The organism is Paraburkholderia nodosa DSM 21604 (assembly GCF_000519185.1).
GTDB classification, from domain to species: Bacteria; Pseudomonadota; Gammaproteobacteria; order Burkholderiales; family Burkholderiaceae; genus Paraburkholderia; species Paraburkholderia nodosa.
In genome coordinates this window covers 27,018-41,057 of the sequence record NZ_KI912594.1, presented here as the reverse complement: position 1 = coordinate 41,057, position 14,040 = coordinate 27,018, and the positions used below count along the sequence as shown (strand labels likewise).

The window sequence follows — 14,040 nt, the reverse complement described above, 5'->3', positions numbered from 1 at the left end:
GCGTATGGGCCGGACATGTCCCGACCTTGATGCGACGCTGTTCTTCGATCCTGACGAGATTCACGGTGCCCACCTGCTGCTGAAAATACGACGACCGTCGAAACCGCTCGGACTCAACGAAATGATCCGACTGGTGGCGCGGTGCGGTGGCTTCCTCGCTCGCAAAGGCGACGGCGAACCGGGCGCAAAGACGATATGGCAAGGTCTGGAGCGCGTCATGACGGCAGCGGAAACTCTACGCGGACTGCGCCATGAACTCGCGTAGTCCGAGATGTGTATAACGCGGTGGGCTTACGCCGGCTGCTGTGATGCTAAGCGCCCCACCGACGCCATACCGCCCGCAGAGCTAACCGATTAGCACAGCCGCAAATGCGCATACGCCGCGACCAACATTGTTATTGAATCCGACGCTGAAACCTTATCCCAGCGCTGATCGCATCTTTGTTCGGGCCGACGTTCTTCGGCTTCCTAGCGGATCCGTATGATCGCGGTTCGGCTTTCCCGATTTATGTCCTCGTTTCGACGACGATGATCTAAATGCTCTCGTCGGCTCAAGATTAGGCGTCGCTCTTGATTGTCGCACCGCTCGCGGCTCGCCCCGGGCGCATCGCCAGTTTCGGTCCAATGCTGTCAGAGGCGCTTCCTACGCCTCACCCCAGAGGGTCTATAGGCACATCTTGGCTAAAGCCATGGACGACGAAGTAGTTGACGCCAACGAATCATGGCCGTTCAATGAGAAGCGGCTTCGACGCTGCGCACAATTCTCGAGCCCCCTTCGAATGATTGACTTACGTCGCCCCTCGACGACGTAGCCAATTGATGATTAGAATTTGTGGCGGATACCCACACGCGCGACTACCTGCACATTCGTAGTTGACTGATTGCCAGCAGCGCCTTGATAGATGGCCGCAAGAGCGCCGCCGGACGCGTGCTGGTATACGCCCATGACATAGACGTCAGTTCGCTTCGACAGGAAATAATCGACGATTGCGTTTGCCTGGCTGTAACGCGGGTTGGCGCCGCCGTGGTTTACTGTACCGTCGGTGAACGTGTAACCGCCGCCAAGCATTAGCGCGGGCGTCACATAATACTTCACCCACGCTTCATAACTGTTGAAGCGAGCGAGATTACCAGGAACTCCATTGGCGTCGTCGAATCGTGTGTTCGTGAAATTCGCGCCGACCTGGTTGTTGCCCATGAACGTAAATGTTCCGCCCACCGCGATTGTCTGCATGTTGGCCGGTGCACCCACGAAACCCATAATACCTGTTCCGGATGTGTTAGGCGTAGCCGGCGTGCTCGCCTGAAAATTCCCATCGGGAAACTGAACTGCGGGGTTCTTGGCAAAGAAGTACGCAGCACCGACGTAGAACGGGCCATAGAGATAACTCGCCCCTGCGGATACGGAGCTGTTCTGACCGAAGTGTCCAGCTACGCCGCCAAAAGCGTACATGCCCTCTACGGAAAGCCCGCCCCAACGCGGGGTGACATACTTTACGGCGTTGTTAATCCGGAAGCCGTTGTCAGTGTTGTCATAGTCGCTCGGATGCGAGAAGAAGGATCCGGCTTGACCGTTAAGAGTTGCTGGCTGGATTACGTCAACCAGAGGGTCGTACATCCGCCCGGCGGTTACCGTACCATAGTTCGCATTGGTGATACCGACCCATGCTTGACGGCCAAATTCCAAGCCCCCTTGTCCCAGCTTTCCGTTGAAAACGTTGAAACCGTTCTCCAGCTGGAAGATCACTTTGGTGCCGCCACCGATGTCTTCCGTGCCGCGCATCCCCCAACGGCTGCCTTGATTCACGCCGCTCACTGCCTGAATTACAGAGTGCCCCCCGGAATTGTTTACGTAATCAATACCGGCATCAATGATCCCGTATAACGTAACACTGCTTTGAGCAAATGCCGAGCAGTTGCATGCGGCCAGGACGACGGCCGCGATGAATGTACGCTTCATAGAAATGCGATCTCCAATGATAATTTATTATCGGATTGATATTAGTGAGAAGTTACTAAATATTTTTTAGGAAGCACTGATACAAGAAAGCATCAAATGGGAAAAAGCGTCAACGCGGGCTAGGTCAGCAGTGACGCAGCCCACCGGATATCAGAATACCAAGGACCGTTGCACGTTGAAATTGTTCGTGCCTAGTTGCTGTCGACCGCAGGCATCAAACTAAGTGAAATACGGTATAAATCATACATAGTTATACTAATTACAAAACAAGAAAAGCAGACAGACTATTACGTTTTACTAGGAAATAGCGATTACGGCTTCGACTTCTACCTTTGCACCTTTCGGCAACGCGCTTACCTCAACGCATGCACGAGCCGGAAAAGGCTTTGAGAAAAACTCCCCATACCGTTCATTCAACTGCGGGAATGCGCTGAGATCTGTGAGAAATATCGTTGTCTTTACCGTTTGGCTAATAGAGGTGCCAGCCGACTTAGCGATGGCCTCGATATTTCTCAAACACTGCGCGAGTTGTTCAGTCGGTGCATCGGAGATCAGGGTACCGCTGATGGGATCAAGCGGAAGCTGCCCCGAGACGAACAGGAGGCCCCCGCACTTCACTGCCTGCGAATAGGGGCCAATCGCTTGGGGAGCGTCAACGCTAGCAACTTCATAGATGGGGTTCATGATGGGCTGAAAATTGAGTGGTTTATGGCAAACTGCCTTGACCGCCACAGCGGTCAAGGCAGGTCATTAAGCGATGTAGCCGGCCTGTCGATCCGTGGCTAGTGCTTCGGAGTCCCGCTCTCCGGGTGTTCCGTAACCTCCGCCTCCGGGTGTTTTGACGATCAACCTGTCGCTCGCTTTGATTACATGTGCACCCTTTCCAGGCAGAGCGGACCCGCTAGACAAGAAGAGTTCCCCAGCTCCTCCGGCCTCCCCTCCGGAGCGACCACGAGCCGGATGATCAATGCGGTCGAAGGCTGCGAACAATGTAAAATCCCGTCTGTCCAAAGTGCTGATTTCCATGTCTTGGCCCAAACCGCCACGCCACTGCCCCACGCCGCCGGACGCCTCTCTCAGTTCGCGCTTCCAGAAAATCAGGGGGGTCGAGCTCTCCACGATTTCGGTAGGCGTCCCACGTACATTGCTTGGAAAGGATGTTGCCGACAGACCGTCGAGTCCCGGACGCGCACCGCTACCGCCGTTCGTGACGATCGATATTGCGTAGGCGTCATCTGTCTGTCCCCCGCGAAATGTGAGCGTCCACTGAGTGGACGCACCCTCACTTGGCGCTGGGCAGCTTGGCAACAACTGCTGCACGCAGCCAAAAACGACGTCGGGCAGAAGGAGCCCGACGATGTGTCGACACGCAACTGGATGCGGGCGCTCGGCGTTAACGATCGAAGTGTTTGGCGCTGAAACGCGGAAAAGGGAAAGTCCGCCCTCGTTGTTAGGAAGATCTGGAGCGATACTGCACACCAGCGCGTACGCCGTCATCGCGGTGGTGTAATTGAGCGGAACGTTGATCCCTTTTTTCGAAAGTCCAGATGTCCCAGTCCAATCGAAACTGACACCAGTCTCGTCGATCTTCAGGGTGCCGACCAGCTCAACCGGCGCTTCGAACCCGTCAATTGTCATGCTGTAAGTTGCCGTGCCATGAGGAAGCGCTGCAATCCGCTCTCTCATTGCAGCTCGTGATGTCCCAATGATGTATTCTGCAACTTCAGAAAGGTCGCCGAGGCCGCTTTCGTCGAGCAGCTCCATGAGGCGCCGTTCTGCCGTTTCGTTCGATGCTATCAGTGAGTAGATATCGCCTTCCAACTCCGTAGGCACCCGGGAATTCGCCTTCGCGATCGTCATCAAGGTCTCATTGAACTTCCCTTTGTCGGCGAGTTTCATGATCGGGACATAAACGCCCTCGCAGAAAACGTCCGAACCTTCGGGGCTGAGGCCGATGCCTCCGACATCGGTCATGTGACCAGTGCAGGCGAAAAGAGCGACGACTCTGTCGCCGCGAAAAGCCGGCGTCACTACGAGATAGTCATTGAGGTGGCCAGTACCCTTCCACGGGTCGTTGGTCACGTAGATATCACCAGGATTCATGGTGTCGACAGGGATTGCGTCGACGAAGGAAAATACTGCCCGTGCCATCGTGTTGATATGACCCGGGGTTCCCGTGACTGCTTGGGCAAGCATGCGACCGGACGTGTCGAAGACACCTGCCGACAAATCCCCGCACTCACGAACGATTGAACTGAATGCGGTACGCAGAAGCGTCTGTGCCTGCTCTTCGACGAGCGACATCAAACGGGTCCAGATGACTTGCTTCTTGATGGGAGAAAGCGTTGCGTGATCTTTCATGATTCAGGCCTGTTCCTTTTTTGTCAGGACAAGATTCCCTTGTTCGTCGACGTGGCCGTCAAAGCTCGCGGGCACGACTGTGCTGGTCTCGTCTTCAAAGATCATTGCGGGTCCGGTGAAACGGGAGCCCACATTCATGCGCTTTCGTTCGTAGATTCGATGATTGACCATCGAGCCGATACGCGGCTCAAAAATCTCTCGCGTAGATACGAACTCCGCTTCCGATAGTCGAGCCTGCGGTGCATCGCTAGCTGTTGCCGCAGTCCAAGTTGCTTTCGAAAGTCGCAATTGCCAAGACACGACTTCAATTTCGCCGTCAGGAATGATCCGTCCGAAGAGTCGTGCGTACTCGGCCTGGAAGGCATGGCTAAGAGACTGTACCGTCGCGGGAAGGCGCTCGATGGGCACTGCTATTTCGTACCCCTGTCCGCGATAGCGCATGGCACACGAAAACGAAGCGGTCAGATGCTCCTGCTCTTTCAGGTCGCCCGCGAGAATTTCGACCCTCTTCCGCATTCCATCAAGCAGTTGGTTCACCGTCGCCGCGTCGAAGCTGGTTAAAGAGGTCACAGCTGTTTGAACGAGATCAACCGCGATTGGCGCACGCAGGAAGCCCAACGCGGACCCAACGCCGGCGTTACGAGGAATGATAATTGTGTCGATTCCAAGCTTCTCAGCAAGCCTTCCGGCGTGCAGAGGAGCGGCTCCGCCAAACGCGATGATGACGTGCTCCGACAATTCGCGACCCAGTTCGGCCGCATGCACCCGTGCAGCGTTGGCCATCGTCTCGTCGACAATCTCGACAACACCGAACGCCGACTCCGTGGTGCTCAGACTCAACGCATCACCGATGACCCGCTCGATTGCGACCTCGGAAGCCGACGTATTCAGCGGCATTCGGCCCCCGGCGAAATTATGTGGGTCCAGCCGACCCATGATAAGGTCGGAGTCCGTCACTGTCGGTTCATCACCACCCCGGCCATAGCACGCTGGTCCTGGTTCAGAAGCCGCGCTGCGCGGACCCACGGCAATCCTGTTCATTCGGTCGAGAGATGCAATCGAGCCGCCTCCGGCGCCGATCTCAACGAGCTCGACCACAGGTGTTCGCAGAGGCAGACCGCTCCCTTTCTGGAAACGACTTTGTCGGTCAACTTCAAACAGAGGTGCAACGTGCGGCTCACCATTCTGAATGAAACAGATCTTGGCCGTTGTACCGCCCATATCAAACGACAGAACCTTAGGCAGTTTGAGTTCCTTGGCGATCGAGGCCGACAAGACTGCGCCGCCTGCGGGGCCGGACTCAATCAGACGGATCGGAATACGCTTGGCGATATCGAGCGGCATCACGCCGCCTGCGGATCCCATTAGCAACGCTGGAGCAGTCAGTCCAATTTCGTCAAGGCTGTTACGCAGCTTGTTAAGATAACGTTCAACGATCGGCTGAACGTACGCGTTGGCGACAACCGTAGAAAATCGCTCATATTCTCGAATCTCGGGGCAGACTTCACTGGACAGACTGATCGATAGGCCAGGCATTCTTTGAAGCAGCAGTTCGCGGGCACGCTCTTCATGCACGCTATTGGCATACGCATGAAGGAAACCAATTGCCACGCTTTCGACTCGTTCCTGCGTGAGCCGCTCGGCAATTGCGTCGAACGCACATTCGTCCAGCGGCACAAGCACATCACCCTTTGCCGACACTCGCTCGTCGACCACGAGACGCCTCTGCCGAGGCACTAGCGGACTTTGCTTAACCAGCATCAGATCAGTGGGCGCATAGCGTGTTTCGTAGCCGATCTCGAGAACGTCGCGAAACCCCTTTGTCGTCAGAAAAGCAGTCAGAGCCCCACGTCGTTCCAGCACGGCGTTCGTCGCAAGCGTCATCCCGTGAATGAAAATTCCGACGTCTGCAGTCGAGATCCCCGCGTCGGCGAGTACAGCTTGGAGACCTGTGATGATCGCTTGTTCCGGGGCGTCATATCTCGTCAAGGTCTTAGTGGACCATCGCTGCCCTCGGCCTTCGAGAACGATGTCTGTGAACGTGCCACCGATGTCAGCCGACAGCCTGTAGTCGCGATGCCTGGCGTTGTCTTGGGTATGCATTTGATGCCCTTTGCTAATCGTAAAAAACGTCTGTCCGAGGCACTGAGCGCGAGGAAATGCGAAAAAAACGGTCTATACGCGTCCGATGCATTGCGCTCAAAGAACCGCAGAATGATGCTGGTCACTCCCCTCCCGGGCATTCACGCTTTCGTCAATTCAAACAAAGATCCGGCGGGAGCCGAGGCGCAAGGCTTCTTCAGCTGCCTTAGCACCGCCCAAAGGGTAGCTTGGTTGCTTGTCAGTACGGGCTTCCGCACCTTCTTTTCGAGATCGGCTACCAATTCAAATGCACGAAGGTCCGTGCAACTCACCACGATCGCATCTGCATCGGGTGAATCGGCGTCAAGCACCAGCCTTGCGATCTCGGCGGCGCTGATCTTGCGGATCTCATGTCCCGAGCGCAGAAGCGCCCGGCTCGACACCACGTCATAGCCGTTACTTGCAAAGAAGCTGCACTCCGCTGCCGTCACGTCCTCCGGATATGGAGCTGCGATCGCGAGCTTCGAGACGGACAGAGCCGCAAGGGCGTCCAGCAAGGCTCCCGACGTCGTAATGGCAGGACAACTGGTCAGCGATTCAATCCTTGATGTTATTTCTGCGAGCGCAGAATTGCCATCAAGGAAGGTGCCGCTAGTACATGCGTACACAACAACATCCGGGATAACTGATGCGATCATCTTGGACGCATTGTCCAGTTGCGCATTCATCGCGCGAAGGTCGTCGGGTGTCGAAACCTTCATAAACACTCGCGTCGCGAAAATGCCGACGTCGCTTGGCGCGTGCCGGATGAAGTCCGGCTCCGTCGTTGTATTCAGCGATGGAAGGATCAAGCCGACGCGTGGACCTGTCATACGGGGATCAGTCGTCATAACCGGAGTCATATCTTTCAGTCCGTCCACCCGCACATCGGCGCAGACAGAGAATTAGGTTGTGGGTGGTCAGCAGCGATCGAGCACACATTTGCTCACTCCACACAATTGCTCATCAACGCACGAGTTGTTACTCCAGCTCTTTACCGGCAGTTTCTGGCACGAGGAAAACGGCGCCCGCAGCTAATAGGTAAAAACCGGCGGTAATGGAGAGCGCCCCACCGATGCCATACCACTCACTGAGCAGACCAATGACTGCCGGAGCGAACGCACTGATGCCACGGCCAAAGTTGTAGCAAAAGCCGACGCCGAAACCTCTGCAACTAGTAGGGAACACCTCCGACAGCATGGGGCCAAATCCAGCAAACGCTCCTGCGGCGAAGAAACCGACGAACGGTGAGAGGATCAAAAGCGAAGTCTCGTCACGGACAGACGAAAGCAGATAGATCATCACGCACGATACCAGGACATATACTGCAAAAACCGGACGACGACCGAACCTGTCAGCCAAGACTCCAAAGAACGCGTTTCCAAACCAAGCGGCGATCATCGCAGGGATGAGGAACCCCGAGGACTTAGCGATACTGAGACCTACTCCTCCTTTTTCGATTGGAAGGCTGAGATAGCCGGGAAGCCAGGTGAACAGGCCCCAGTACCCGCACATTGTCAGCGTGCTTATGAGGCACATCATCAATGTCGAACGGCGCATATCGCCTTTGAAAATTTGAAGGTAGTCCGCCTTCATGCGGTTCTCAGCACGCGCTCTTACGTATAGCGGGCTTTCGTCAACGTGTCGAATGATCCAAAAGATAAGCAGACCAGGAATGACCCCAAGGAAGAACAGGGTTCTCCAACCAAAAACGGGAAGAACAAGTGCAGAAGCTGCGGCGGCAGCAATGTAACCGAGCGACCAGCCAGCCTGCATCACCGAGAGAGCTTTGCCCCTGTGCTTGACAGGCCAGGATTCGGAGATGAGCAAAACTGAAACAGTCCACATTCCGCCCCAACCCAAGCCCAAGATCGCGCGTGTAACCGCCAGTTGCGTAAGACTCTGCGTGAAGGCACTTAGCCCTGCAAAAATCGTGAAGACGGTTATGCACAGAACGATCGACCGCTTGCGACCAATCCTGTCTGCAATCGGGCCCGATACAACACCCCCTATGGAGCATGCCAGCAGCGAGACGGTCGCAAGGAAACCTGCCTGCAGTGTCGTAAGCCGCCATTCGTGAAGAATTGTCGTCAACGCAAACGCGTAGACCATCACGTCGAACGCGTCCAGCACGTTTCCCAGCACGACAGCGGCAAGCGCCCACCAATGTTTTGCAAGGATATCGGCGCGCCACGGCCTCTTACTTCCGGCGAGGGACGCCGCCACAGTGTCTGTCTCAGCATCAGGCGAGGGGCGCACCGGCCGACTTGAATCTTCGAACATGTCTCTTCCTTATAGTCATCGAGAGGCCATCGATCTGCCCCCGGAAATCACCGTTTCACGATGTTGCGATGAGGATGACTCCCATCAAAAGAGAACGCAAATGCACCAAAATTGCATCCTTATGCCTCGCATACATAACACCCTGTTCAATGAGGGCGCCAGTGTCCGGTCTTGTGTCAACCTCTTTGTCATACGGAACCAAGCCGGCTCCAAATCTACTGCACGCAGTGCTCAGCCTCGCAAAAATGAACGCCAGCCAATCCACGCATGCATTGAACGCATAAGCGACAACACAGAACGAATTTGGGGAAAGTGTTATGGCACGCCTACACTCGGCCACAACTTCACGTGACGAAGATTTCAGGGAGATGGAGATGCTTGTAGCCGAACAACAGGAAGGTAGCCCTGCTATGACACCTTTCCGCGACGATGCCCCACTAGACATTTCGCTTGCAAATGTGAGGAATCTTTTTCCAATCGCTCGTCGTCGGGCGTATCTGAACAACGCCTCGATCGCGCCCGCATCGACACCGGTTCTTTCAGCGATGCAGCACTTCATGAGCGATGTCCGCGATAACGGCCGCAATCACTACCCTCAGTGGTGCGATTATGCGGAAACTGCCATCAAGGCTCGTGTCGGAGCGATGATCGGTGCGAAGCAAAGCGAGATTGCGTTCGTAAAGAACACGACAGAAGGGCTCGTTACAGTTGCCAACGGTCTCCAGTGGCGCCGAGGCGACAACGTTCTCCTGCCCGATATTGAATATCCGTCGAACGTGTATTGCTGGATGAAATTGGCGAAGCTTGGCGTTGAAATCCGATGGATCAAGGCGAAGAACGGCCGAATCCTGGTGGATGACATCGCTGCGTTGATTGATAGCCGAACCCGGCTCCTGTCTCTGAGTGCAGTGCAGTTCTCCAGCGGCTTCAAGCAGGATCTCGTCGCAGTGTCCGAGTTGTGCTCGGCGCGCAAGGTGCTGCTTAACCTAGATGCAATCCAATGGGTTGGCAATCAGGCCCTAAACCTCAACGACCTACACGTCGACTTTATGTCGTTTGGTGGCCATAAATGGCTTCTCGCGCCAATCGGCACCGGCATCTTTTACTGCAACGAGAAGTCGATCGATCTCCTTGATCCGCCGAGCGTTGGTTACCATACGGTGGACCGCGGAGAGGCGCACATGGACTACAACCTTGAGTATCGGCCAGGAGCAGCTCGCTTCGAAGAGGCTTTGGCGAACTTCCCCGGTATTTGGGGCCTTGACGCGGCCGTCCGGATGCACCTAGCGGTAACGCCGATGGCAGCCCAACAAAGAATCGCGGACATCGTGACGTATGCCGCAGAAGCGCTTCAGTCGGACGGCTGGCGCATCATCAGTCCGCGCAGCCATCCCAACGAGACCTCAGGCTTGCTCTCGTTCACCAAGGACAATCTGGACGTTGAACGCGCTGAGAGAGACATGAGCGCCGCCGGCGTCGATCTTGCGGTACGCGCCGGGGCACTTCGGATCTCCCCGAGCTTTTACAACAGCGAAGACGATATTGATCGCATGATTGCAGCGCTGAAAGGCTGCTGACCGCTCCCAGCAAATAGTTGCGCGGCTAACCCACGCCTACTCTGCGTGCCGTTAGCCGCAAGTTTTTGGCATATGACGGTCACCACCCCCGCCCGGTTCGAAAAGGGCCTTGTGCGGTCAAGCCGATCTTGCTTCCCTTGTTAGCCGAGGTTCGGCCAAGAACGTGCGGTATCAGCGAAGCCTTGCGCTCCCCTGTTCCCCGCTACTTCGATCTACGGGCATCCCCTCGCACCAGCACGCGCCTACGTTTCTTAACTCGTTGCGGCCTTCATCAGGTTATGATCGACACCTGCCGATAGCAAACCTTGCATGCTGCGAACAGGCACGATGTCACTCGTACCGGTCGTGATAATGCAGCTCGGCTCGCAACGCTTCTGAAATCGCCCAGTGCACGCACGGCTTCGCGCGCGTCTTGCACTCGTGCTCTTAGATGCTAATTCGTTGGTCGCAGCGGAGTGACTGAATGGAGATCAGGCTTGAATGGTTGAGAGCGTTTCGGGCCATAATGCAAACTGGAACCGCAACCGGTGCAACGGCGATCATCTTTCGCACGCAACCCCAAATCAGCCGCATGATCTCCGGCCTGGAGTCATCCTTGGGCTTTCAGCTCTTTACCCGCGAAGGGCGGCGCCTGATACCTACCGCCGATGGTTTGCGGTTCTATGCACACATCGAGCCCTTGCTATCAAACTTCGATCGTCTTTCAGGGTTTGCTGAAGACATCAAGGAGAAGAGAGGGCGTCCGCTTGTGGTTGCAGCGGAACCATTCCTGCTTGCTAATCTGGTGCCTAGCGCTATCGAGAGCGTGCACCGCGCGGAAGGGACAAAGTTCGCAATTGAGCTCTGTGTGAGAGAGATAGGTCTTTGGGCCTCTCGAAGCAACGTTGATCTTGCCGTCGTTGCTCTACCATTCACCCAGACGGACCTGGAGTTATTTAGCTTTGCCGATGTGGAACTGGTCGCGACCATTCCTGAGGCACATCCGCTAGCCGTGAAGGAGGTTATTGACCTCGCGGAACTGGCGACGGAGCCATTCATTGCGCTCGGGCACACTACGCTCTTGCGTTCACAGATCGATATGGCCGCAGTCCGCGTCGGAAAGCCGTTTAGACCAATTATGGAAACGGGATCTGGCGCGATCGCATGCGAATTGGTCGCTCGTGGCGTTGGAGTCTCGATTTCCGACCCCATTCTTGCTTCCGCTTTTCGAGATCGTGGCGTCGTTGCCCGGAGGTTAACGGTGCCACTGAACGTTACCTATGGCTTTCTAGTAAACCCCGCCGCCGCGCCGTCACAGATTCTGCAGATGGCTCATCACGTCGTCGATACTGCGATCTCGATCGCGGGCGACCTGATTGCAACACAATCTTCTGTCTTCGACCGAATTGCTAGCGCTCTAAGGCAGCAAAAGCGCCGCGCCACCGGTGACGACGATCCGTCGTCATATGACGCGCCCACACGTGGAGCCGACAGTTCCCTTGACAATGACGGGCCGGTCTAGTGTCAAAGCGAAGTTTCGCGTTGACGCAAGTCCGTGACAAAACAGGTACCCTGCTGTCTGAACAAATGCTCGCGTCGATCCGGCGACGGCCGTCCCGCTCATGCATGAACGGGACGGCATCGCGCGTACCGACCTAGCGCTCGAGAATCCTTAGTGCGCCATCAGTCGACATCAAGGACTCGATGCCATCACGGCGTACAACGATCATGTCCTCGACCTGGAGCCCCCAGCTGCCGAGTTCGTAATACGGCGTCTCGACGCACATTGTCATCCCTTCTTCAATCACGACCGTGCTCGACGGTGTAAGGTTCGGAACGTCGTACCCGTCGATGCCGATACCGTGCCCGACGTGGCTGCGCTTGTAATGCGGAATTCCTTCCCGCTGAACAGCTTTAACAACGGCATCGAAGACATCGGACGTTTTCACGCCCGGACGGATCATCTCAAGTGCTGTGAGCACACCGACGTGTAGCGCGCGATGGTATTGACGAACACGTTCGGTGGGCTCGCCGAGCACTGCAATGCGCGCAATGTCCGCGCGGTAATGTCGGTACCGACCGCCCACGTCGAAGCGGATGACGTCGCCATACTCTAGCTTTCTCTCTCCGGGCTCAACGTTCGGCATGGCGGAGCGTGGGCCAGACCCGATGCACCCCAATACCGGATAACCGCCCTCGCACACAGTGCGCTCATGAAACGCCAGCCCCAGCTCTCGTTCGCTGACGCCGGGCCTGGCGATTTCCAGTGCAGATGCGATGGACTGCTCGGCAATCTGCGCCGCACGTCGCAGGCGTCGGACTTCTTCCTCAGTCTTGACGGCGCGAACCGAACGGAAAATTTCCAGCGCCGGCTTCACGTTCGCGTTCGGTAGTCGCGCCCGGATTTCCTCGAAGTTGCCGGGCATCAGACCCAGCTCGTCGAGACCAATGACGCCGCCACTTAGGCCGCAATCGTTAATTGCCGCGCACAGCGCATTGATCGCCGTCCCATGGTCCGGAAGGTTATACAGTTCGAGTTGACGCTGGTCGAGTGCATTCAGCGTCACGCCACTCGTTTGTTCGACCGAGAAAAATCCGTATCGATACACCTTCGNGATCCACACGTCATCTTGATCGGCCAATTGATCGAGCAAGCTGGTCGCGGCGATGATGGCAGGCTCGCCGCGGCCGGGCGCCGGAATGAGGACATAGGACTGGGGACCGCGACGGATCCACTGGGAGAGCGCCCAATACCCGCTCGAGTACGTCACGTTTTCCGGCAAGGTCGCGACAACGGCATCCAGCCCATGGCGCGCCATCATCTCATTGAGTCGTTCGATATTCAGCAGCATATTTCTCATGTCCTGATTCNAGGGAAAAGTCCGGGTCGAGGGGCATTCGGACTCGCCTCCAGAGACCCACCGTGCATACTGCCGACTCAGGCCCTGGTCGTGCTCAGTTCGACATCGGTTACAAACATATGTCCGGCCGAGTGCGTAATCATCTCGGGAATTCCTGACGCCATCGCAACCGCCTGCGGCGTTACACCGCAGGCCCAATAGACCTCAATCTCGTCTTCCGCGGGCGGGGTGTAGCGTCCCCAGTCAACTTTTGTCGGATCGCTGATTCCGATGTCCCGGCCATCGCCCACGTGAAGCGGCCCGCCATGGGCGAGTGGATACCGTGCGGTAATCTCTATCGCGCGGCTGACATCCTTCCTTGCAATGGGGCGCATAGCCGCTACCACTGGTCCTTTAAATACACCTGCTGATTCACAGGCAATATTTGTAATATAAACAGAGAGCCTCCCATTTTCCTCCTTCAGATGACGTTGCGAGATACCCGCGTCGGTCAGGATTTCGTCGAAAGACAGACTGCATCCCAGCAGGAAAGCGACGTGGTCGGGCCGCCATAGACGGCCGATATCGGACACCTCTTCGACCAATGAACCATCTCGGTAGACCCGATAGCCCGGAAGATCCGTGCGGATATCGCTACCCGGCGCCGTGCGAGACATTTCAGGATTTCCCGGATCACCTACCTCGAGCAACGGACAGGGTTTGGGATTTCTTTGGCAAAACCGCAGGAAATCAAACGCATACCGCTCGGGGATGATCGCGAGATTCGCCTGCACGTACCCGCGCGCCAGTCCATGTGTCGTTCGGGTCCACTGCTTCGCACGCACGGCCTCGCGCACTTGTCTGCCGGACGCANTACTCAATTGTTCGCGCAACATGTTTTACCTNCAATNAANNGNCA

11 protein-coding genes are annotated in these 14,040 nt (G+C 56.3%); 3 read left to right on the top strand and 8 right to left on the bottom strand.

The window, feature by feature from the left end; translation table 11 throughout:
- Positions 1–265 (top strand): IS4 family transposase (locus A3CW_RS0144380; RefSeq protein ID WP_028209187.1); only part of this gene is annotated, 265 nt, incomplete at its 5' end.
- A 558-nt stretch (positions 266–823) separates the two neighbouring features.
- Here the strand turns inward: A3CW_RS0144380 and A3CW_RS0144375 are convergent.
- From A3CW_RS0144375 to A3CW_RS0144350, 6 genes are all read right to left on the bottom strand, one after another.
- On the bottom strand, positions 824–1,960 hold the full coding sequence (locus A3CW_RS0144375) for a porin (protein WP_028209186.1): 1,137 nt from the start codon (positions 1,958–1,960) through the stop codon (positions 824–826).
- Positions 1,961–2,257: 297 nt separating this feature from the next.
- On the bottom strand, positions 2,258–2,644 hold the full coding sequence (locus tag A3CW_RS0144370; RefSeq protein WP_028209185.1) for a Rid family detoxifying hydrolase: 387 nt from the start codon (positions 2,642–2,644) through the stop codon (positions 2,258–2,260).
- A gap of 66 nt (positions 2,645–2,710) precedes the next feature.
- Entirely contained in the window at positions 2,711–4,321 is a 1,611-nt protein-coding gene (locus A3CW_RS0144365) for a hydantoinase B/oxoprolinase family protein (protein WP_035515939.1), read from the bottom strand.
- A 3-nt stretch (positions 4,322–4,324) separates the two neighbouring features.
- On the bottom strand, positions 4,325–6,424 hold the full coding sequence (locus tag A3CW_RS0144360; RefSeq protein WP_051482128.1) for a hydantoinase/oxoprolinase family protein: 2,100 nt from the start codon (positions 6,422–6,424) through the stop codon (positions 4,325–4,327).
- Positions 6,425–6,564: 140 nt separating this feature from the next.
- Positions 6,565–7,293 (bottom strand): maleate cis-trans isomerase family protein, encoded by a 729-nt coding sequence (locus A3CW_RS0144355; RefSeq protein WP_154678244.1) that lies wholly within the window; start codon positions 7,291–7,293, stop codon positions 6,565–6,567.
- A gap of 130 nt (positions 7,294–7,423) precedes the next feature.
- The gene (locus tag A3CW_RS0144350; protein ID WP_051482127.1) at positions 7,424–8,725 is read right to left on the bottom strand and encodes an MFS transporter; all 1,302 of its coding nucleotides are present in this window, start codon (positions 8,723–8,725) and stop codon (positions 7,424–7,426) included.
- A gap of 374 nt (positions 8,726–9,099) precedes the next feature.
- Between A3CW_RS0144350 and A3CW_RS0144345 the strand changes: the two genes are divergently transcribed.
- Positions 9,100–10,302: an aminotransferase class V-fold PLP-dependent enzyme gene (locus A3CW_RS0144345; RefSeq protein ID WP_245623908.1), complete on the top strand. Its 1,203-nt coding sequence runs from the start codon at positions 9,100–9,102 to the stop codon at positions 10,300–10,302.
- 463 nt (positions 10,303–10,765) lie between these two features.
- A complete protein-coding gene (locus A3CW_RS49960) occupies positions 10,766–11,803 on the top strand; it encodes a LysR substrate-binding domain-containing protein (RefSeq protein ID WP_051482125.1) in 1,038 nt (345 codons plus the stop codon).
- 133 nt (positions 11,804–11,936) lie between these two features.
- On the opposite strand, the gene A3CW_RS0144335 is transcribed toward A3CW_RS49960, so the two are convergent.
- Positions 11,937–13,133 (bottom strand): M24 family metallopeptidase, encoded by a 1,197-nt coding sequence (locus A3CW_RS0144335; protein ID WP_028209179.1) that lies wholly within the window; start codon positions 13,131–13,133, stop codon positions 11,937–11,939.
- Positions 13,134–13,219: 86 nt separating this feature from the next.
- Complete coding sequence (locus A3CW_RS0144330) at positions 13,220–14,017, bottom strand: putative hydro-lyase (protein ID WP_035515938.1); 798 nt, start codon at positions 14,015–14,017, stop codon at positions 13,220–13,222.
- Between the last annotated feature and the right edge of the window lie 23 nt (positions 14,018–14,040).